This window comes from Streptomyces sp. KL109B (assembly GCF_030766935.1).
Classification (GTDB): Bacteria; Actinomycetota; Actinomycetes; order Streptomycetales; family Streptomycetaceae; genus Streptomyces.
Genome location: NZ_JASERL010000007.1, coordinates 385,125 through 404,940, shown reverse-complemented (window position 1 = coordinate 404,940; position 19,816 = coordinate 385,125). Strand labels below are relative to the sequence as shown.

General features: G+C 70.6%; 18 protein-coding genes and 1 riboswitch. Of the genes, 14 read left to right on the top strand and 4 right to left on the bottom strand.

The features are described 5' to 3' along the window. Positions 1 to 28: 28 nt before the first annotated feature. Positions 29 to 1,144 carry a glycine cleavage system aminomethyltransferase GcvT gene (gene gcvT / locus RBJ65_RS25450; RefSeq protein ID WP_306318861.1) on the bottom strand — a complete coding sequence of 372 codons (1,116 nt, stop codon included), beginning with the start codon at positions 1,142 to 1,144 and terminating at the stop codon, positions 29 to 31. A 140-nt stretch (positions 1,145 to 1,284) separates the two neighbouring features. Next, a riboswitch (glycine riboswitch) is annotated at positions 1,285 to 1,384 on the bottom strand. 135 nt (positions 1,385 to 1,519) lie between these two features. On the opposite strand from gcvT, the gene RBJ65_RS25445 reads away from it, so the two are divergent. Further along, positions 1,520 to 2,161, top strand: a complete 642-nt coding sequence (locus tag RBJ65_RS25445) for an AAA family ATPase (protein WP_372341270.1) — start codon at positions 1,520 to 1,522, stop codon at positions 2,159 to 2,161. A gap of 19 nt (positions 2,162 to 2,180) precedes the next feature. Here RBJ65_RS25445 and RBJ65_RS25440 read toward each other — a convergent pair whose 3' ends face one another. Further along, on the bottom strand, positions 2,181 to 2,726 hold the full coding sequence (locus tag RBJ65_RS25440) for a hypothetical protein (RefSeq protein ID WP_306318860.1): 546 nt from the start codon (positions 2,724 to 2,726) through the stop codon (positions 2,181 to 2,183). A 216-nt stretch (positions 2,727 to 2,942) separates the two neighbouring features. Here RBJ65_RS25440 and RBJ65_RS25435 point away from each other — a divergent pair, with 216 nt between their 5' ends. The 9 genes from RBJ65_RS25435 to RBJ65_RS25395 all read left to right on the top strand — a co-directional run bounded on the left by RBJ65_RS25435 (position 2,943) and on the right by RBJ65_RS25395 (position 13,643). Continuing rightward, a complete protein-coding gene (locus RBJ65_RS25435) occupies positions 2,943 to 3,767 on the top strand; it encodes an enhanced serine sensitivity protein SseB (protein ID WP_306318859.1) in 825 nt (274 codons plus the stop codon). A 133-nt stretch (positions 3,768 to 3,900) separates the two neighbouring features. After that, positions 3,901 to 4,698, top strand: a complete 798-nt coding sequence (locus tag RBJ65_RS25430; protein WP_306318858.1) for an enhanced serine sensitivity protein SseB C-terminal domain-containing protein — start codon at positions 3,901 to 3,903, stop codon at positions 4,696 to 4,698. Positions 4,699 to 4,975: 277 nt separating this feature from the next. Then, complete coding sequence (locus tag RBJ65_RS25425) at positions 4,976 to 5,980, top strand: ABC transporter permease (protein WP_306318857.1); 1,005 nt, start codon at positions 4,976 to 4,978, stop codon at positions 5,978 to 5,980. A 129-nt stretch (positions 5,981 to 6,109) separates the two neighbouring features. Continuing rightward, positions 6,110 to 7,882, top strand: a complete 1,773-nt coding sequence (locus RBJ65_RS25420) for an ABC transporter substrate-binding protein (protein ID WP_306318856.1) — start codon at positions 6,110 to 6,112, stop codon at positions 7,880 to 7,882. A gap of 148 nt (positions 7,883 to 8,030) precedes the next feature. Continuing rightward, complete coding sequence (locus RBJ65_RS25415) at positions 8,031 to 9,032, top strand: ABC transporter permease (protein ID WP_306318921.1); 1,002 nt, start codon at positions 8,031 to 8,033, stop codon at positions 9,030 to 9,032. After that, the gene (locus RBJ65_RS25410) at positions 9,029 to 10,126 is read left to right on the top strand and encodes an ABC transporter ATP-binding protein (RefSeq protein ID WP_306318855.1); all 1,098 of its coding nucleotides are present in this window, start codon (positions 9,029 to 9,031) and stop codon (positions 10,124 to 10,126) included. The genes RBJ65_RS25415 and RBJ65_RS25410 overlap by 4 nt, the downstream gene beginning before the upstream one ends. A 26-nt stretch (positions 10,127 to 10,152) precedes the next feature. Continuing rightward, entirely contained in the window at positions 10,153 to 11,265 is a 1,113-nt protein-coding gene (locus tag RBJ65_RS25405; protein ID WP_306318854.1) for an ABC transporter ATP-binding protein, read from the top strand. A 265-nt stretch (positions 11,266 to 11,530) separates the two neighbouring features. After that, the gene (locus RBJ65_RS25400) at positions 11,531 to 12,928 is read left to right on the top strand and encodes a M1 family metallopeptidase (RefSeq protein WP_306318853.1); all 1,398 of its coding nucleotides are present in this window, start codon (positions 11,531 to 11,533) and stop codon (positions 12,926 to 12,928) included. 43 nt (positions 12,929 to 12,971) lie between these two features. Next, positions 12,972 to 13,643 carry a trimeric intracellular cation channel family protein gene (locus RBJ65_RS25395; RefSeq protein WP_306318852.1) on the top strand — a complete coding sequence of 224 codons (672 nt, stop codon included), beginning with the start codon at positions 12,972 to 12,974 and terminating at the stop codon, positions 13,641 to 13,643. Here RBJ65_RS25395 and RBJ65_RS25390 read toward each other — a convergent pair. Beyond that, positions 13,537 to 14,985: an MFS transporter gene (locus RBJ65_RS25390; RefSeq protein WP_306318851.1), complete on the bottom strand. Its 1,449-nt coding sequence runs from the start codon at positions 14,983 to 14,985 to the stop codon at positions 13,537 to 13,539. The two genes, RBJ65_RS25395 and RBJ65_RS25390, sit on opposite strands and share 107 nt — an antisense overlap. 158 nt (positions 14,986 to 15,143) lie before the next feature. Here RBJ65_RS25390 and RBJ65_RS25385 point away from each other — a divergent pair, with 158 nt between their 5' ends. From RBJ65_RS25385 to RBJ65_RS25370, 4 genes are read left to right on the top strand one after another with little or no spacing between them, the layout of a single operon-like run. Next, the gene (locus RBJ65_RS25385) at positions 15,144 to 15,905 is read left to right on the top strand and encodes an IclR family transcriptional regulator (protein WP_306318850.1); all 762 of its coding nucleotides are present in this window, start codon (positions 15,144 to 15,146) and stop codon (positions 15,903 to 15,905) included. Continuing rightward, positions 15,902 to 17,110, top strand: a complete 1,209-nt coding sequence (locus RBJ65_RS25380; RefSeq protein ID WP_306318849.1) for a CaiB/BaiF CoA-transferase family protein — start codon at positions 15,902 to 15,904, stop codon at positions 17,108 to 17,110. The genes RBJ65_RS25385 and RBJ65_RS25380 overlap by 4 nt, the downstream gene beginning before the upstream one ends. Further along, positions 17,110 to 18,039: a citryl-CoA lyase gene (locus tag RBJ65_RS25375; RefSeq protein WP_306318848.1), complete on the top strand. Its 930-nt coding sequence runs from the start codon at positions 17,110 to 17,112 to the stop codon at positions 18,037 to 18,039. Before RBJ65_RS25380 ends, RBJ65_RS25375 begins: the two co-directional genes overlap by 1 nt. Before the next feature lie 25 nt (positions 18,040 to 18,064). Further along, positions 18,065 to 18,952, top strand: coding sequence for a thioesterase family protein (locus tag RBJ65_RS25370; protein WP_306318847.1), 888 nt, complete (start codon positions 18,065 to 18,067; stop codon positions 18,950 to 18,952). 6 nt (positions 18,953 to 18,958) lie between these two features. Here RBJ65_RS25370 and RBJ65_RS25365 read toward each other — a convergent pair whose 3' ends face one another. Then, a complete protein-coding gene (locus RBJ65_RS25365; RefSeq protein WP_306318846.1) occupies positions 18,959 to 19,813 on the bottom strand; it encodes an alpha/beta fold hydrolase in 855 nt (284 codons plus the stop codon). Between the last annotated feature and the right edge of the window lie 3 nt (positions 19,814 to 19,816).

The window sequence follows — 19,816 nt, the reverse complement described above, 5'->3', positions numbered from 1 at the left end:
ACAGAGGGGGCGCCCGGACGGGCGCGGCTCACTTCTGGCGCTTGTAGAACGGCAGGGCGACGACCTCGTACGGCTCGTGCGTGCCGCGGATGTCGACCCCGACGCCCGCCGTACCCGGCTCCGCGTGCGCGGCGTCCACGTACGCCATCGCGATCGGCTTGCCCAGCGTCGGCGACGGGGCGCCGGAGGTGACCTCGCCGATCACCTTGCCGTCGGCGACGACCGACATCCCGGCGCGCGGCACGCGGCGGCCTTCGGCGATCAGGCCGACGAGCTTGCGCGGCGGGTTGGCCTCGGCCTTCGCCGCGGCCTCCTTCAGCGCGTCGTGGCCCACGAAGTCGTCCCCGTGCGAGGTCTTCTCGAACTTCACGACCCGGCCCAGACCGGCGTCGAAGGGGGTGAGGGAGGTGCTCAGCTCGTGCCCGTACAGCGGCATGCCGGCCTCCAGGCGCAGCGTGTCCCGGCAGGACAGGCCGCAGGGCACGAGCCCGTGCGCGGCGCCCGCCTCGGTCAGCGCCTGCCACAGCTTCTCGGCGTCGGCGGGGGAGACGAACAGCTCGAAGCCGTCCTCGCCGGTGTAGCCGGTGCGCGCGATGAGCGCCCGCACACCGGCGACGGTGCCGGGCAGACCCGCGTAGTACTTGAGTCCTTCCAGGTCCGCGTCCGTGACGGACTTCACGATCGCCGCGGAGTTCGGGCCCTGCACGGCGAGCAGCGCGTACGCCTCGCGGTCGTCGCGGACGACGGCGTCGAAGCCGGCGGCGCGCTCGGTGAGGGCGTCGAGGACGACCTGCGCGTTGCCCGCGTTCGCGACCACCATGAACTCGGTCTCGCCGAGCCGGTACACGATCAGGTCGTCGAGGATGCCGCCGTCCTCGCGGCAGATCATGGTGTAGCGGGCACGGCCGGGGCCCACGGAGCCGATGTTGCCGACGAGGGAGCGGTTCAGCAGGTCCACGGCCTGCGGCCCGGTCACCGTGATCTCGCCCATGTGCGACAGGTCGAAGAGGCCCGCCGCCGTGCGCACGGCGTTGTGCTCGTCGCGCTCACTGGCGTAGCGCAGCGGCATGTCCCAGCCGGCGAAGTCGGTCATCGTCGCGCCGAGCGAACGATGCAGGGCGTCCAGTGCGGTGGTGCGAGTCATCAGCGGTGCTCCCGTGGCATGACGGCGATGGTGAAGTTTCCTCCCCATCTGTCATCGGAACCTGAGAGGTTCGCCCCGAGAGGGCTTGCACCTTGGGTGGGGCCGCCGTACGTCAACGGTGGCCCGCTTTTCAGATCTGCCTCGCCCGCGCGGTACGGGGCCTGAGAGATTCAAGGGAGGAACTTGCTCCTTCGGCGTCCGCGAACCCGTAGGTCCCCGGAACTCTCCCGCGCGGATTCGAGCGGCCGGTATGAGGTTGTGTGGGCTTGGCGCGCACATCATTGCATGCCGGGGGAACAGGGAAACAGCTTGTACGGCATTACCTTCTCTTTACACTTGGCGGGCAAGAGTGGCGTGACCGGAGCGGGGAGGACGATCGCGGTGCAGAAGGCTGTGGCAGGCGTATACGCGGGGGCGTTGGCGGGGGTGCGGATTCCGCGGCAGCGCTCGGTGCGCGACCTGCGCGGGCGCCGCGGACACACCCCGCACAGGCTGTTCTTCGGGGCGGGCGACCTCGTCGTGATCTCGGGCCTGCCGGGCAGCGGCAAGTCGACGCTGATGCGGCGGGCCGTCACGGAGATCCGGATCGACTCGCAGGACACCCGCGAGCGCTGGGCCGCGCGGATGCCGCGCTTTTTGCCGTACGCGCTGTACCGCCCGCTCGTCCGCGTCGCGCACTACGCGGGTCTGCGGCGGGCGATGCGCTCGGGCGCCAGCGTCGTCGTGCACGACTGCGGTACGCAGGCGTGGGTGCGCCGCTGGGTGACCCGCACGGCGCGGCGGCGCGGGGCCGCCGTCCACCTGATGCTGCTCGACGTGCCGGAGGACACCGCCCTCGAAGGGCAGCGCAGCCGCGGCCGCGGGGTGTCCCGGTACGCCTTCGCCCGCCACCGCCGGGCGGTCGGCGCGCTCGTCTCCTCGACGGAGCGGGGGGACCTGCCGGCCGGGATGGAGTCGGCGGTGCTGCTCGACCGCGCGGCGACGGAGGCGCTGGGAGGCATCACGTTCAGCGAGTGATCGCCGCGCGGGGGAGCGGTCAGCCGTTGGAGGGGGCCTTCGGCAGCTCGGGCAGCTTCGGCATGGCGGCGGCGTCCTTGGATGCCTTGGGCACCTTCGGTGTCTTGGGTGCGTCGGGGAGCTTCATCTCGTCCGCGAGCTTGCCGAGGCTCACGGTGACCAGCAGCTCCACCGCGAGCTGCGGCACCGCCTGCAACTTCGAGACCGTCGCCGACAGGTCGCCCTTGCTCGCCGCGCTCACCAAGGCGTCGATCTCGGTCTTCAACTCCGCCTTGAGCTTCGCCACTTGGTCCTTGCCGTCCACCGGCTGGCCCGGGGCCGGATCGGCGAGCACCCGGTCGAGCGCCGCGAGCACCTCGGCCGGATCGCCGTACGGCTGCGCGGTGTACCGGTTCACGGCGTCGTACAGGGCGTTGACGTCCGCGTACATGCGCGTGGTGGCGGCGGTCGGCAGGGAGGTGTCCGGTTCGGCGCCGGAGGCGAGCGCCGGGCCTGCGGTGCCGAGCAGCAGCGAGCCGCAGAGGGCGGAGCCGACGGCGACGGAGGCGGCCTTGGAGAGCTTCATGCGGGTCCTTTCGGTCGTGGAGCGCCCCGGTATCGGGGGAGCGCTCCCGTATCGCCACCCTCGAAGCCGCGACCACCCTCCGCAAACAGACGGAGCCGCTCCGTGTCCATTCGGGTGCACGCGCTATCGTCGGGCGCGCGCAGCAGCGGTCACACAGCAGCGGTCACACGCAGCGGTCACACAGCAGCACAGAGCAGCAAAGGTTTGATGGCAGTCATGGAGTTCCCAGGGACCCCCGAGCCGGGGCACGGCCACGCGCAGGGGCACGAGGGCGCGTACGCCCACCCCGCGCAGGGCTGGCCCGCGAACGAGCTGGAGGAGATCCTCGCCGCGGCCCTCGGCCAGGAGGCGGGCGCCGCGGCGGGCGGCCGGATCGTGGAGGCCCTCGGCCGCAGTCACGTGTGGATCCCGCTGCCCAAGGGCGGCTCGAACGCCAGCCGGGACCTCGACCTGCCGACCCTGGAGATCCAGGGCCAGGCCTACGTTCCCGTGTTCAGCTCCGAGCAGCAGTTCATGGCGGTCACCGGTGGCCGGATGGACTGCACGGTGGCGCCTGCCGTGGAGTTCGCGCGCGGGCTTCCGCCGCAGGTCGGCATCGCCGTGAACCCGGACGGCACGGTCGGCGTGCCGCTGCCCCCGCCGGCCGTGGCGGAGCTGGCCCGCAGCGGGCGCACGCCGCTCGACGGGCCCGCGACGGGTGGCCGCGTGGTGCTGAGCGAGCCCGACTGGCAGGTCGACCCGGTGGACTTCCTGGCCGCGGTGCGCGAGGAGTTCGAGGCGCTCGGCACGGTGCTGAGCGCACGGCGCTGCCTCGCGGCCGTGGAGGACGCGGAGCCTTCGCTGTTCATCGGGGTGGAGCTGACGGACGGCGGGGGCGCCACCGGGCCCGCCCGCGACCTTCCGCTGGACGCGCTGGGGCGGGCGCTGGGCCGGGCGCCGGTGGCCTGGCCGGTCAACCTCGTGTTCCTGGATGTGACGCAGGACCCGGTCGCGGACTGGCTGCGCACGCACGTACGGCCGTTCTACGTACGGCAAGGGTGACGACGTCCGTCAAGTCGGTGTCAGTATCGCCGCTTAAGCTGGTTTCATGACGTGACCGGTCGGCGGTTCGCTTTCCGGCCACGTGCGGAACACGGACGTTTTGAGAGTCGAAGAGCCGAAGGGGCGGTTACGGGTGAGTGCGTCGGGCACGGCCGCGGCCGGACAGGTCGAGCACATGCTGCGCCAGGTGACGCCGGGACGCTACGACGCGTACGAGGCGCTCCTCAAGGCCCTCGCAGATCCCGCGGCCGGCCAGGTCTGGATGCTGCTCTGGCACGGCCAGGCCGGATCCCCGGACGCCCAGTACGGGAACATGGAGGTGGACGGCTTCTCGTACGCCCCCTGCGTCACCTCCGCGCAGGAGCTCTCCGCCTCCGGCTGGTCGCGGGCGTACGAGGTGGTGAGCGGCGTCGACGCGGCGCGCACGCTGTACCCGGACCATTACGGGCTCTGGCTGAACCCGCACGCGCCGGGCGGCGGCGTCGGTGTCCCGTGGCTCGACCTGCGGCGCATCGCGGGCGGCCTGGACCGCCAGCCGGCCGGCCCCCTGCGGCTCTCCGAGCCGACCATCGAAATCCCCCAGTTCTACGCCGTGTTGACGCAGAACGCGCACCGCACGACGGCGATCCGCTCGCTGCGCCGCGCCTGGGTGCAGCCGACGCTGGGCGCGCCCTACCTGGCCATCGGCCTTGACGTCTACGACACGTCCCCGGCCTCCGTGGACGCGGTCCGCGCGATGATGCAGCAGTCCATCCCCGCGGTGCCGGAGGGCCTTCCGGTCTCGACCGTGGCGATGTCGGACGAGTACGACCCGGTGGCCATGTGGCTGCGCCAGGCCCGTCCGTTCTACGACCGCGAGGCCCATGCGGCGCCTCCGGCCCCGGCGGGCGGTGGCTACGGCTACCCGCCGCCGTACGGCGCGACGTACTGAAACAGATGTCCCCAATCGCCGGACGGGCTTGGTAAAGACCCATTACGCCCCAACTGCCCGCCGTCCGCCTCCCGTTCACCCCAGTCCGGATAACGGAACACCCCAGCAAGCATCACGGTTAGGCATCCTTTCGCCGCCAAGTCTGGCAACAGATCGCGCCCAGGTTGAAGACTCCCGCTCCAAGGGGGCTTCGCCTCTGTGTACGACGGACTGAACCACGCCGCCACAGCGGCAAGTGCGGGCCGGTCACCGCCGGTTGAGAGGGGTCCCTGCCACGATGACGGCACCATTGCACGACACGAGCGCGGAAGCGGAACCGAGCGCCCCGGTCGAGTCCGCCAAGGGAGACGGCGACCGCAAGGTCGAGGGCCGGTCGCTCAAGCAGATCGCCTGGAACCGGCTCAAGCGCGACAAGGTCGCCCTCGGCGGTGGCATCGTTGTCGTCTTCCTGGTCCTGGTCGCGGTCTTCGCGCCGCTCATCGTCAGTCTGCTCGGCCACCCGCCGAACGAGTTCCACCAGGACAAGCTCGACCCGCTGACGAACCTGCCGCAGGGCGCGCTCGGCGGCGTCAGCGGCGACTTCCTGTTCGGCCTCGAACCGAACAAGGGCCGCGACATCTTCAGCCGCATCGTCTACGGCGCCCGGATCTCGCTGCTCGTCGCGTTCCTCGCGGCGATCGTCGCCGTCGCCCTCGGCACCCTGTTCGGCATCATCGCCGGCTACTTCGGCGGCTGGATCGACGCGGTGATCAGCCGCGTGATGGACGTGCTGCTCTCCTTCCCGCAGCTGCTGTTCATCATCTCCCTGGTCTCCGTGCTCCCGGACGACCTGCTCGGCCTGACCGGCAGCGGGGTGCGCATCGCCGTGCTCGTCCTGGTCATCGGGTTCTTCGGCTGGCCGTACATCGGACGCATCGTCAGAGGGCAGACGCTCTCCCTGCGGGAGCGTGAATACGTCGAAGCGGCACGGTCGTTGGGCGGTGGCTCCCGGCACATCCTGTTCCGTGAACTGCTGCCGAACCTGGTCGCGCCCATCGTCGTCTACATGACGCTGATGATCCCGACCAACATCCTCACGGAGGCGGCGCTCAGCTTCCTCGGCGCGGGTGTCCGGCCGCCCACGGCCTCCTGGGGCGGCATGCTCCGCGACGCCCTGGAGACGTACGAGCACGACCCGATGTTCATGGTCTTCCCGGGCGTCACGATCTTCATCACCGTCCTCGCGTTCAACCTCTTCGGCGACGGGCTGCGCGACGCCCTCGACCCGAAGGGCACTCGGTAACGCCGCGCGCGGCGCACCTCACAAGTCCAACTGGCTTTCACCGAACTGCCCCTGCAGCACCGTCAGGTGGCTTGACTCCATGGTTCTCCGGCAGGTGTCCGGGACCGCGATCTCGGAGGTTACGAGAAAATGCCCACAGGTTCCTCGAAACGACGGCTCGCCGCCGGCGCCGCCCTCGTGGTCGCAGCGCTGGTGTCGACCACGGCGTGCGGTGGCGGTGGAGACGACGACTCCAACAACTCGTCGAAGGGCGCCGGTTACGACGCCGCGTACAACAAGATCGCCAACCCTTCGAAGAAGAAGGGAGGCACGCTGCGCATGGTCGGCAAGCAGGACCTCGACTCCGCCGACCCGCAGCGCGCCTACTACGGCATGTCGTGGGACTTCATGCGGTTCTACACGCGCCAACTGGTGACGTACGCGCCCAAGCCGGGTGCCGCCTCCAACGAACTCGTCGGCGACCTCGCCAAGTCCAAGGCCACGATCTCCGACGACGGCAAGACGTACACGTACCACCTGCGGGACGGCATCACGTGGGAGGACGGCTCGCCGATCACCTCCAAGGACGTCAAGTACGGCATCGAGCGCATCTGGGCGACCGACACCATCACCGGCGGCCCGCAGTACCTGAAGCAGAACCTGGACCCCAAGGGCGAGTACAAGGGCCCGTACAAGGACAAGTCCAAGGACAAGCTGGGCCTGAAGTCGATCGAGACGCCGGACGACAAGACCGTCGTCTTCAAACTGCCCAAGGCCAACGGTGACTTCGAGCAGTTCCTCGCCATGCCGACCGGATCCCCGGTCAAGATGGAGAAGGACACGAAGGCCAAGTACACCCAGCACCCGTTCTCGGCCGGCCCGTACAAGTTCCAGTCGTACAAGGCCAACAAGAAGATCGTCCTTGTACGCAACGACAAGTGGGACCGGGCCTCCGACCCGATCCGCGCCGCGCTGCCCAACAAGATCGACGTGACGATCTCCGCCAACCTGGAGGAGAACGACAAGCGCCTGATGGAAGGCGATTACGACGTCGACCTGAACGGCACCGGCATGACCCAGTCGGGTCGCGTCACCGCCGTCCAGGACCACCGCGACAGCGTCGACAACATGCGGACCTCCTTCGTCCGCTACGTCGCCCTCGTCCACAAGGCCAAGCCCTTCGACAACGTCCACTGCCGCAAGGCCGTGTTCTACGCGACGGACTTCGCGGGCCTCCAGCAGACCCGCGGCGGCAAGCTGGCCGGCGGCGACATCGCCAACTCCACCCTGCCGAAGTCCATCAAGGGCCACAGCGATTACGACCCGTACGGGATCCTCGCCCGCAAGGGCAAGCCGGACGTGGCCAAGGCCAAGTCCGAGCTGAAGGAGTGCGGCAAGCCGAACGGCTTCTCCACGAAGATCACCGCCCGTAACAACAACCCGGGCGAGGTCGACACCGCCGAGGCGCTGCAGGAGCAGCTCGGCAAGGTCGGCATCAAGCTCTCGGTGGACTCCCTCGACGGCGCCGAGACCTCCTCGATCACCGGTTCGCCGAAGGTCGTCAAGGCCCGCGGCTACGGCATGACGATGAGCGGCTGGGGCCCGGACTTCCCGTCCGGACAGGGCTTCGGCCAGCCGCTGTGGGACAGCCGCTTCCTCTCGGAGACCGGTAACTACAACGAGTCCCAGATCGAGGACCCGAAGATCGACGCGCTGTTCGACAAGGCCATCGCCGAGACCGACCCGGACAAGGCCGGCGAGATCTACAAGCAGCTCGACAAGCGGATCCTCGACGAGGCCGACTGGATGCCGTTCATCTACGAGAACAACATCACGTGGCGTGGCCCGCGTCTCACCAACGCCATGATGGCCGACGCCTACAGCGGCCGCTACGACTACGCCTCCCTGGGCGTCGTCAAGTAACACCCGTGCCGGAAGGCGGAGTTGATCCGTCTTCCGGCCCCTTCCCGCCCAGCCGCCGAAACCCGCCAGTCCGAAGGGCAGGTGATGGCCCCGGGCGGCGGCCGTGGGCCCCCACAAGGAGCCGACGGCCGCCGCCGGGCCGCGCACAGTGCTTGCTTATCTCATCCGGCGCCTGTTCGCCGTAGTCATCATGGTGCTCGTCGTGCTGCTCGCGACCTTCACCATCTTCTTCATGCTGCCCAAATGGGCGGGCCAGGACATCGCCGTGCTCTTCGCCGGCAAGTCGTCCGGCGCCGAGCAGCTCGCGGGGATCCGGATCAAGCTGGGGCTCAACGACCCACTGCTCGTCCAGTTCTGGGACTTCGTCAAGGGCATCCCGATGGGGCGCGACTACGCCAACGGCAGTGACGTGACCCACTGCGCGGCGCCCTGCTTCGGGTACTCCTTCCGTACCGAGGAACCCGTCTGGAACACCCTCAAGGACGCGCTCCCGGTCACCGGCGCGCTCGCCCTCGGCGCCTGCGTGCTGTGGCTGATCGGCGGCGTCGCCACCGGCGTCGTCTCCGCCCTCAAGCGCGGCACGATCTGGGACCGCGCCGCCATGACCACCGCCCTCGCCGGCGTCTCCCTGCCGGTCTTCTTCACCGGCATGGTCGCCATGGGGATCTTCGTGCACACCCTGGGCTGGGTGCACATCGCGGACTCGCTCTCCACCGAGGACTCGATCGGCACCTGGTTCGAGACGCTGATCCTGCCGTGGATCGTGCTCGCCTTCCTCAACGCCGCCATGTACGCCCGGCTCACCCGCGCCACGATGCTGGAGATCCTCGGCGAGGACTACATCCGCACCGCGCGCTCCAAGGGCCTCGGCGAACAGGCCGTCATCACCCGGCACGCGCTGCGCTCCGCGATGACGCCGATCCTCACCGTCTTCGGGCTCGACCTCGGCGTGCTGCTCGGCGGCGCCGTGCTGACCGAGTCCACGTTCAACCTGCCGGGCCTCGGCCTCGCGGCGGTCCAGGCCATCAGCAACAAGGACCTGCCCGTGATCCTCGGCGTGACGCTCGTCGCGGCCCTCGCGATCGCCGTCGCCAACCTCGTCGTGGACCTTCTGTACGCCGTCATCGACCCGCGAGTGAGGCTGGGATGACCGAGATGCACAAGTCCGGAGCTGCGGTCGGGGAACCCGTCTCCGCTTCCGGCGCCCCTACCTCCTTCCTCGAGGTCCGCGACCTCAAGGTGCACTTCCCGACCGACGACGGCCTGGTCAAGTCCGTCGACGGGCTCTCCTTCACGCTGGAGAAGGGCCGCACCCTCGGCATCGTCGGGGAGTCCGGATCCGGCAAGTCCGTCACCTCGCTCGGCATCCTCGGCCTGCACACCACCGGGCAGTACGGCCGGCGCAAGGCGCAGATCAGCGGCGAGATCTGGCTGGACGGCACCGAGTTGCTCACCGCCGACCAGGACACCGTGCGCAAGCTGCGCGGCCGCGACATGGCGATGATCTTCCAGGATCCGCTGTCGGCCCTGCACCCGTACTACACGATCGGCCGGCAGATCGTGGAGGCGTACCGGGTCCACCACGACGTCGACAAGAAGGTCGCGCGCAAGCGGGCCATCGAGATGCTCGACCGGGTCGGCATCCCGCAGCCGGACAAGCGGGTCGACGCCTACCCGCACGAGTTCTCCGGCGGCATGCGCCAGCGCGCGATGATCGCGATGGCGCTGGTGAACAACCCGGAGCTGCTGATCGCGGACGAGCCGACGACCGCGCTCGACGTGACGGTGCAGGCGCAGATCCTCGACCTGATCCGCGATCTCCAGAAGGAGTTCGGCTCCGCCGTCATCATGATCACGCACGATCTGGGTGTCGTCGCGGAGATGGCCGACGAGCTGCTGGTCATGTACGGCGGCCGCTGCGTCGAGCGCGGCACCGCGGAGCAGGTCTTCACCACGCCCCAACACCCGTACACCTGGGGCCTGTTGGGTTCTATGCCGCGCATCGACCGGGAGCAGTCCGAGCGGCTCACCCCGGTCAAGGGCTCCCCGCCCAGCCTCATCAATCTGCCGCAGGGCTGCGCCTTCAACCCGCGCTGCCCCTACGCGGACGTGCCCAAGGACAACATCACCCGCACCGAGCGCCCCGAACTGCGCGAGGTCGGCTCCGGTCACTTCTCGGCCTGCCACATGTCGGCCGAGGAGCGCGAGCGGATCTGGAACGAAGAGATTGCGCCGAAGCTGTGACGGACGCCAAAGGACCTGAGACCGACATGACGCCCTCCTCGCCTCCCACGATCCCGCAGCAGTCGACGACCTCCCCGGACCCCGCGGCCGGTGAGCCGCTGCTCAAGGTCGACGGCCTGGTCAAGCACTTCCCCATCCGCAAGGGGCTGCTCAAGCGGCAGGTCGCCGCGGTGCAGGCGGTCGACGGGATCTCCTTCGACGTGCGAGCGGGGGAGACCCTCGGCGTCGTCGGCGAGTCCGGCTGCGGAAAGTCGACGATGGGCCGCCTGATCACGCGGCTCCTTGAACCCACGGACGGGCGCGTCGAGTTCGAGGGCCAGGACATCACGCACCTCGGCACCGGCGGTATGCGGCCGCTGCGCCGCGACGTCCAGATGATCTTCCAGGACCCGTACTCGTCCCTGAACCCGCGCCACAACATCGGCACCATCGTCGGCGCGCCGTTCCAGCTCCAGGGCGTCAAGCCCGAGGGCGGCGTGCGCAAGACGGTCCAGGAACTCCTGGAGAAGGTCGGCCTCAACCCCGAGCACTACAACCGCTACCCGCACGAGTTCTCCGGCGGCCAGCGCCAACGCATCGGTATCGCGCGGGCGTTGGCGCTCCGCCCGAAGCTCGTGGTCGCGGACGAGCCGGTGTCGGCGCTCGACGTCTCCATCCAGGCCCAGGTGGTCAACCTCCTCGACGACCTCCAGGACGAGCTCGGCCTCACGTACGTGATCATCGCGCACGACCTGTCGGTCATCCGGCACGTCTCCGACCGGATCGCGGTCATGTACCTCGGCAAGATCGTCGAGTTGGCGGACCGCGACGACCTGTACGCGACGCCCATGCACCCGTACACGAAGGCGCTGCTGTCGGCGGTACCGGTGCCGGATCCGAAGCGGCGCGGCACGAAGAGCGAGCGCATCCTGCTCCGCGGTGACGTCCCGTCGCCGATCGACCCGCCCACGGGGTGCCGGTTCCACACGCGGTGCTGGAAGGCGACGGAGATCTGCAAGACGAAGGAGCCCCCGCTGGTCCCGCTCGCCACGGCCCACCAAGTGGCCTGCCACCACCCGGAGAACGCGCCGGACCAGGCCCCGGACGACACGAAGCCTCTGGCCGAGGCCAAGGACGCGATCGACCTGATCACGGACTGACCAGCCCCTCCAAGGTTGCGCTCTCGGGGCTCTGCCCCGGACCCCGCGCCTCAATCGCCGGCGGGGCTTGAGTGATCAAGCCCCTGCGGCGATTGAGCAGCGGGGTCCGGGGCAGAGCCCCGTGGCGTCGGCCGCGGAGCCGCCTGCTCAATCGCCGCAGGGGCTTGGTGGGGGTACATGGCCCGAAAGGGTCATGTACACGCACACTTCGTCGCGGCAGAGTTCCGCTGTCCGTCACACCGGAACCCGTTCGAAGGGACGCCCCATGGCACTCTCCCGTTCGGCACGCCTGGCCGCGCTCACCGTAGCCGCCGCCTCCTTCTGCCTGATAGCCGCCGCCCCCGCCCCCACCCCCGGCTCCGACGGCATCGGCGACCCGTACTTCCCGCAGCTCGGCAACGGCGGCTACGACGCCCGGCACTACGCGCTCGACGTCGCGTACAACCCGGACACCGACCGCCTCGACGGCCGCACGACCCTCACCGCGCGCGCCACCCAGAACCTCTCCGCCTTCGACCTCGACCTGCAGAAGCTGACCGTCACCAAGGTCGAAGTGGACGGCAGACCCGCCGACTTCACCCGCAGCGGCGACGAGCTGCGCGTCACGCCGAAGGCCTCCATCCGCAAGGGCAACACCTTCACCACCACGGTCACGTACGGCGGTGTCCCCGAACCCCTCAGCGGGCCCATCGTCTTCGGCTCCGACTACGGCTGGATGAAGACCACGGACGGCGTCTTCGTGGCGTGCGAGCCGAACGCCGCCTCCACCTGGTTCCCGTCCAGCGACCACCCCTCGGACAAGGCCACGTACGACATCAGGATCAAGGCGCCGAAGGGCCTGACCGGCGTATCGAACGGCCGTCTAGTCGACACGTACGACACCGACAAGGGCCGGCAGACCGTCCACCACTGGCGCGAGTCGAAGCCCATGGCGACGTATCTGGCGACCGCCACGATCGGCAAGTTCGACGTGAAGACCGGCACCACACCGGGCGGCACCCCCATCTACGTAGCCATCGACCCGGTCCTCGCGGGCAGCAACAACGTCGACGTGTACGCGGTGACCGCCGAGGCCACCGACTACTGGTCGCAGGTCTTCGGCCCGTACCCCTTCGAGGAGACGGGCGCGATCGTCGACGACATGCCGCAGGCCGGCTTCTCCCTGGAGACCCAGTCCAAGCCGATCTACTCGGCCGTCCGCTCCGAGTCGACGATCGTGCACGAGCTGGCCCACCAGTGGTTCGGCGACTCCGTCTCGGTCGCGCAGTGGGACGACATCTGGCTCAACGAGGGCTTCGCCACGTACGCCCAGTGGCTGTGGGCCGAGCACAAGGGCACCGCCACCGCCCACGACACCTTCCTGAACGCCTACAACTCCCGCCCCTCCACCTCCACCTTCTGGCAGGTCAAGGTCGGTGACCCGCAGCGCGACACGATGTTCGCCTCCGCCGTCTACCAGCGCGGCGCGATGACGCTCCAGATGCTGCGCGAGCGCATCGGCGACAAGGCGTTCTTCAAGCTGCTCCCGCAGTGGGCGCAGGCGAACCGCTACGGCAACGCCGACACGGCCGACTTCATCGCCCTCGCCGAACGGGTCTCCGGGCAGCAGCTCGACGACCTCTTCGACACCTGGCTGTTCACGACGGGCAAGCCCAGCCTGTAGGCCAGTACGGCCGCGGGCGCACGCGGCGGGTAACAATGTCGCCGTGCTCCAGGAACTGTTCACGCCCTCCGTCCAGCATTGGCTCGACCTCACCGGGATCTTCGTCTTCGCGATCTCCGGCGCCCTGATGGCCGTCCGCAAGAACTGGGACGTCTTCGGGATCGCCGCGCTCGCCGAGGTCACCGCGCTGGGCGGAGGGCTGTTCCGCGACCTGGTCATCGGCGCCGTGCCCCCGTCCGCCTTCACCGACCTCGGCTATTTCGTGACGCCGCTGGTCGCCGCCGCGCTCGTCTTCTTCCTGCACCCGGAGGTCGAGCGCACCCAGACGGCGGTGAACGTCTTCGACGCGGCGGGCCTCGGCCTGTTCTGCGTCACGGGCACGACGAAGGCGTACGACTACGGGCTCGGGCTCACCGCCTCCGCCGCGCTCGGCCTCGCCACGGCGGTCGGCGGCGGTGTGCTGCGCGACATCATCGCCAACGAGGTGCCCTCGCTGGTGCGCTGGGACCGCGATCTGTACGCGGTGCCCGCCATGGTCGGCGCCGGGATCGTCGTCCTGTGCATCCGCCTCGACGCCCTGGACGCCGTCACCAGCGCCCTCGCCGTCCTCACCGCCTTCGTCCTGCGCCTCCTCGCGATGCGCTACCACTGGCGGGCGCCTCGGGCGTGGAACCGGAGGTCGGCCGGGGTGGAAGTGACGGAGGAGACGCCGTAGCGGCGGAGTCGGCGTGACCCGTGTGCCGCGTCTCGCGCGCCATCGCCACCGTCACCGCCGTGAGCCCGCTCATCAGCGCGATGAAGACGACGACGCCCGCCACGTTGTGGTCGAACCAGAGCAGCAGCGACGTCGCGAGCATCGGGGCGAGCCCGCCGGTGAGCACCGTGCCGATGTTGTTGGCGACACCGACCGCGCTGAACCGCACCTTCGTGTCGAAGAGCTCCGCGAAGAACGCGGGCTGCGAGCCGAGGATCGCCGACTGCCCGATCCCGAGCGTGACGAGCAGGGCCAGCCAGATCAGGGCGGTGTTGCCGCCGTCGACGATCACGAAGAACGGCCAGGCCGCGAGCAGCAGCACCAGCGCCCCGCCGATCGACACGGGCCGCCGCCCGACCCGGTCCGACAGCGCCCCGAACACGGGCACCGTCACCAGCTTCACGGCCGCGGCGATCGAGATCCCGCTGAGCAGCGCGGCGGTCGACAGGCCGCGGTCCTCGGCGTACGCGACGGAGAAGGTGCCGAAGACGTAGTAGCCGGCGTTCTCCGCGGCGCCCGCCCCGATCACGATCAGCATCGCCTTCGGGTAGCGCCGCCACGCCTCCATGAACCGGGTGCGGGCGAGCCGCTCGCGCCAGGTGCCGGAGCGGTCTCGGGCGGCGTCCAGGGCGCCGCTCTCCTGGGCCGCCTTGAACTCGGCGGTCTCGTCGAGCGACTTGCGCACCCACAGGCCGAACAGCGTGAGCGCCGCGCTCAGCAGGAACGGCACCCGCCACCCCCACGCGAGGAACGCCTCGTCGCTCAGCAGCCCGGTGCACAGGGCGAAGACGCCCGTCGACAGGAGGGTGCCGGTGCCCGTGCCGATCGCGGGCAGCGAGGTGAGCAGGCCGCGCCACTTCGGCGGCGCGTTCTCGAACAGGATGATCAGCGCCCCGGTCTTCTCGCCGCCCGCCGCGAAGCCCTGCACGAACCGCAGCAGCGTCAGGAGCAGCGGCGCGGCCACGCCAATCTGCCCGTACGTCGGCAGCAGCCCGATCCCGGTGGTGGCGAGGCCCATCAGGAGCAGCGTCGCCACGAGGACCTGCTTGCGGCCCCGGGTGTCGCCCTTCTCGCCGAAGTAGGCGCCGCCGAGCGGCCGGGCGAGGAAGCCGACGGCGAAGGTGCCGTACGCGAGGATCGTGCCGACGAGCGGGTCGCTGTCGGGGAAGTACAGCTTGTTGAAGACCAGGGACGCGGCCGTGCCGTAGAGCGCGAAGTCGTACCACTCGACGGTCGTCCCGAAGACGGCCGCGACCGCCACCCTCGGTTGGAACAGCCGTCGCCTGCTTGCCACTTCGCTCATGGGGACTCCCTCGTCGCCGGACTCCGGAAGCGGACCAGAAGCACCGGCGTACCGCCTGGTGGTTCTCTTGTGCCGCTGAATGGTTCGGTGATGTTATGGAGGGGCCCACCTCGTGGCAAGAGGTCGGCGCCCATGTGTTTGCCGCCGGGAGGAGAACCATGTCCGAGTCCGAAGCGGGAGGCGTGCGCAGCGTCCAGCGCGCGGTCGACCTGCTCGCCCTGTACGACGCCGAGCACCCGGCCCGCACCGTCCGCGAGCTGGTCGACGCGACGGGCCTCGCCAAGTCCACCGTCGTCCGCCTCGTGCACACCCTTGAGCAGTGCGGCCTGCTGTGGAGCCGCGGCGACGGCCGCACCGTCCCAGGACCCGGCCTGCTGCGCTGGGCCGAACTGGCCGCCTCCACCTGGCAGTTGCCCGAGTCCGCGCTCGCCCTGATGAAGCGGCTGAGCGAGGCCAGCGGCGGCGAGGCCGTGCACCTGTACGTACGTCAGCAGGGCGCCCGCGTCTGCATCGCCCGGCACGAGGGCACCCGCACGCTGCGGCACGTGGTCCGCGTCGGCGAGGAGATGCCGCTGTGGTCCGGCGCCGCGAGCCATGTGCTGCTCTCGCGCGCCGAGCGGGCGGACATCGAGGCGGTCGCGGCCGGGGCGCCGCACGAGAACTGGCCGGAGCTGCTGGGGGAGCGGGCCGAGCGGGCCGCGGTGACGGGCTGGTCGGCCAGCCACGGAGAGCGCGAGGCGGGCGTGTCCGGCGTCGCCGCGCCCGTCTTCGACAAGGGCGGCCGCGTCGTCGCCGCGCTCGCGCTCGGCGGGCCCACCGTCCGCTTCACGGACGAGGCCGTGGCCGACTTCGGCAAGCTCCTCGTCGAATCCGCCACCGAACTCACCGCCCTCGACTGCATCGGAGGCACGGCCCGATGAACGCCGCACCACTCTTGGACGGGATACGCGTCCTCGACCTCACGAACGTCCTCGCCGGCCCCTTCGCGGGCTACCAGCTCGCCCTCCAGGGCGCCGACGTCGTCAAGGTCGAGATGCCCGAATCCGGCGACCTGGCACGGCAGTTGGGCGCCGACCGGGCCCTGAGCGAAGAGCTGCTCGGCGCCTCCTTCCTCGCGCAGAACGCGGGCAAGCGCTCCCTCACCCTCGACCTCAAGTCCCCCGAGGGGAAAGAGGCGTTGCTGCGGGCCGTGCGCGAGGCAGACGTCCTCGTGGAGAACTTCCGGCCCGGCGTCATGGGCCGCCTCGGCCTCGGCTGGGAGGTCCTGAAGGGGCACAACCCCGGCCTCGTCTACTGCGCCATCTCCGGCTTCGGCCAGACCGGGCCGATGCGCGAACGCCCCGCCTACGACCAGATCGTGCAGGGCCTCAGCGGCATGATGAGCGTCACCGGCACCCCCGAGGTCACCCCGCTGCGCGCCGGATTCCCGGTCGCCGACACGCTCGGCGGCATGGCGGCGGCGTACGCGATCGCGGCCGCCCTCGTGCGTCGCGGCCGCACCGGACAGGGCGCGCTCCTCGACGTATCGATGCTGGAGGCCGCGCTCACCGCGATGGGCTGGGTCACCTCCAACTACCTGATCACCGGCAGCACTCCGCGGCCCATGGGCAACGAGAACTTCACCGCGGCCCCCTCCGGCACCTTCACCACAGCCGAAGGACACCTCAACATCGCCGCCAACCGCCAGCAGCAGTTCGCCACCCTGTGCCGCCTCATCGACCGCGAGGACCTCCTGGCCGACCCGCGCTTCACCCACCCCGCCGACCGCAAGACGCACCGCGACGCGCTGCGCGACCAGATCGAGGCGGGCCTCGCCCTGCGTACCGCGAAGGAGTGGGAGGAGATCCTCTCCGACGCCGGCGTCCCCGCGGCCCGCGTCCTGTCCGTCCCCGACGCGCTCGGCCTCGACCAGCTCGCGGCGCGCGGCTTCGTGCACCGCCTGCCTTTCCCCGACGGCCGCGACCGCGCCCTGGAGGTCCTCGGCAGCGCGGTCCAGGTCGACGGGCGACCGGTGGGCCCTGGCGGCCCGCCGCCACGGCTCGGCGAGCACACGGACACGGTGCTGGCCGAACTCGGTTACGGACAGCGGGAGATCGAGGAACTCCGGACGAAGGGAACGGTGTGATGAGCGAGCCGAGTGAGCCCCGCGACACCCACGAGCCCGCCGGGCTCATCGAGCGGGACCGCGCGGGATTCGTCGAGCAGGACCGCGCAGGATTCGTCGAGGAGGACAAGGTCACCGACTGGTGGTCCACCGCCGTCAGCCGCATCCGCCCCGGCGAGATCCTGCTGCGCGGCTACCCCGTCGAGCAGCTCATCGGCCGGATCACCTTCGCCGAACAGATCTGGCTGCTGCTCCGCGGCGAGCTGCCGACTCCCGTACAGGGAAGGCTCCTTGAGGCCGCCCTCGTCGCCGCCGTCGACCACGGCCCGCAGGCCCCGTCCATCGCCGCCGCGCGCATGGCGGCGACCTGCGGAGTGGGCCTGAACAGCGCGGTCGCCACAGGCGCCGGCCTGCTCGGCGACACCCACGGCGGCGCGGGCCAGCAGTGCATGGAGGTCCTGGCGCGGATCGTCGAGGGCGCCGAACCGGCCGAGCTCGTACGGGAGTTCAAGGAGCGCAAGGCGTACGTTCCCGGCTTCGGCCACCGCTTCCACCCGCACGACCCGCGCCGCGACCCGCTGCTCGACCTGGTCCGGGAGGCGGTGGCCGCCGGGGAGGTGCCGGGGCGCGCGCTGGCCGCCGGGCTCGCGTTGGAGGAGGCACTGAGCGCGGGGCGTACGAAGCCGGTCCCCATGAACATCGACGGCGCGACCGCGATCATCTACGCCGAGCTGGGCTTCCCGCCCGAGCTGGGCCGCGGCCTGTTCGTGCTCTCCCGCAGCGTCGGGGTCCTCGCGCACGCCTGGGAGGAGTACGAGGGCGGGGCACGGATCAAGGGCCCACTGCCGAGGCCGCTGCTCGCGGGGTACCACGGGGTGGCGCCGCGCGACCTCCCCGTACGCCCCGTACCCGGCCCGGCTGTGGTCCCAGCAACAAAAGCTACCGCTTAGTAGTCACGTGTTGTACCTTCCCGGTATGGCAGACGCAGTATCCACGCAGGGCCGGGCGGCCACCGCCGGCGCCACCATCGGCGACAGCGAGTTCGACCGCGACACCGCCGTGACCCGGCGCGCGGGCGAGCCCGGGGTCTACGACATCGACCTCTCCGCGGGCTGGACGATCATCAACGCCCTCAACGGCGGCTACCTCCTCGCCGTGCTCGGCCGCGCCCTCGCGGACGCCTTGCCGCACGACGACCCGTTCTCGGTCTCTGCGCACTACCTCACCGCCTCCGCGCCGGGCCCCGCCGTGATCAGGACCGACGTGGCCCGCACCGGCCGCACCCTCTCGACGGGACAGGCCTCCCTCTTCCAGTACGCGGAGGACGGCAGCGAGGTCGAGCGGATCCGGGTCATCGCCTCGTACGGCGACCTGGACGCGCTCCCCGACGACGTACGCACGAGCGCCCAGCCGCCCGTCATGCCGCCCGTCGAGCAGTGCTTCGGCGCGGGCGACGCACCCGAGGGCGCGCCGGCCGTGCCCGGCAGCAACGCGATCTCCGACCGGCTGCACCTGAAGCTCGACCCGGCCACCCTCGGCTGGGCGCTCGGCGCGCCGTCCGGCAAGGGCGAGATGCGGGCCTGGTTCGGCCTCGCCGACGGCCGCGACATGGACCCGCTTTCGCTGCTGCTCGCGGTGGACGCGCTGCCGCCGACCGCCTTCGAGATGGGCCTCAAGGGCTGGGTGCCGACGGTCGAGCTGACCGTCCATGTGCGCTGCCGCCCGGCCCCTGGCCCGCTGCGCGTGTCGATCACGACGCGGAACCTGGCGGGCGGCTTCCTTGAGGAGGACGCCGAGGTCTGGGACGCGAAGGACCGCCTGGTGGCCCAGTCGCGGCAGCTGGCGCGGGTACGCCTCGGCTGATCCTTTTCAGGGGGTCGTACGCAGGAACTCGCCCAGTACGGCGGCGAGTTCCGCGGGGGCGTCCTCCTGGACGAGATGTCCGGCGCCCTCGATGATCCGCAGCTCGGCGCCGGGGATCAGCTTGGCCAGCTCGTGCGCCCGCGCGACCGGGATCCAGGTGTCCTCGGCGCCCCAGGCGACCAGCACGGGCAGGTCCAACTCCCCGTAGCGGTCCTGGATGTCGTCGGTGGCGGCCAACGGGGGGTTCTGCTCGATCTGCCGGTAGAAGGAGTCCTTGCCCGCCTCGGTCAGCCAGGGCTCGACCACGCGCGCGTGCGTGTCGGGGTGCAGACCGGCGTGGCTGCCGGAGGCGACGTAGCGGTGCACGAGCGCCTCGTGCAGATCGGGCGGCAACTGCCTGAACACGTCGGAGCGTTCACCGAGCAGGCGGTACGTGGGGGAGCCCCACGGCCGGATCGCCACCGGGTCGACCAGCGCGAGCCGCGCGTACGCGGCGCCGTGCAACAGGTGTGCGCGCAGTGAGATGGTGCCGCCGAAGTCGTGGGCGACGACGCCCGGTTGGCGCCCTTCCTCGGTGAGGCCCCAGTGGGCGAGCAGTTCGGTCAGGACGCGGGCCTGGGCGTCGAGTGAGAGGTCCTGGTCGGGGCGCTTCTCGGAGGCGCCGTATCCGGGCAGGTCCCATACGTACACGCGGTGTTGGCGCGCCAGCGCGCGGGCCGGCTGCCGCCAGACGTACGAGGAGAACGGCGTGCCGTGCACGAGGACGACGGGCGGCGCTCCGGCCGGCCCGAGTGCCGTCCAGCGGATCTCGCCGGACGAGCTGGAGAAGCTGCGGTCGAGGTTCCATTCGGCTGCTGTCATGAC

Bases quoted from the DNA above. Each gene is read 5' to 3' on its own strand.
- gcvT (WP_306318861.1), bottom strand. From the start codon at position 1,144: ATGACTCGCACCACCGCACTGGACGCCCTGCATCGTTCGCTCGGCGCG.
- RBJ65_RS25440 (WP_306318860.1), bottom strand. From the start codon at position 2,726: ATGAAGCTCTCCAAGGCCGCCTCCGTCGCCGTCGGCTCCGCCCTCTGC.
- RBJ65_RS25435 (WP_306318859.1), top strand. From the start codon at position 2,943: ATGGAGTTCCCAGGGACCCCCGAGCCGGGGCACGGCCACGCGCAGGGG.
- RBJ65_RS25425 (WP_306318857.1), top strand. From the start codon at position 4,976: ATGACGGCACCATTGCACGACACGAGCGCGGAAGCGGAACCGAGCGCC.
- RBJ65_RS25420 (WP_306318856.1), top strand. From the start codon at position 6,110: ATGCCCACAGGTTCCTCGAAACGACGGCTCGCCGCCGGCGCCGCCCTC.
- RBJ65_RS25410 (WP_306318855.1), top strand. From the start codon at position 9,029: ATGACCGAGATGCACAAGTCCGGAGCTGCGGTCGGGGAACCCGTCTCC.
- RBJ65_RS25405 (WP_306318854.1), top strand. From the start codon at position 10,153: ATGACGCCCTCCTCGCCTCCCACGATCCCGCAGCAGTCGACGACCTCC.
- RBJ65_RS25400 (WP_306318853.1), top strand. From the start codon at position 11,531: ATGGCACTCTCCCGTTCGGCACGCCTGGCCGCGCTCACCGTAGCCGCC.
- RBJ65_RS25390 (WP_306318851.1), bottom strand. From the start codon at position 14,985: ATGAGCGAAGTGGCAAGCAGGCGACGGCTGTTCCAACCGAGGGTGGCG.
- RBJ65_RS25385 (WP_306318850.1), top strand. From the start codon at position 15,144: ATGTCCGAGTCCGAAGCGGGAGGCGTGCGCAGCGTCCAGCGCGCGGTC.
- RBJ65_RS25380 (WP_306318849.1), top strand. From the start codon at position 15,902: ATGAACGCCGCACCACTCTTGGACGGGATACGCGTCCTCGACCTCACG.
- RBJ65_RS25375 (WP_306318848.1), top strand. From the start codon at position 17,110: ATGAGCGAGCCGAGTGAGCCCCGCGACACCCACGAGCCCGCCGGGCTC.
- RBJ65_RS25370 (WP_306318847.1), top strand. From the start codon at position 18,065: ATGGCAGACGCAGTATCCACGCAGGGCCGGGCGGCCACCGCCGGCGCC.
- RBJ65_RS25365 (WP_306318846.1), bottom strand. From the start codon at position 19,813: ATGACAGCAGCCGAATGGAACCTCGACCGCAGCTTCTCCAGCTCGTCC.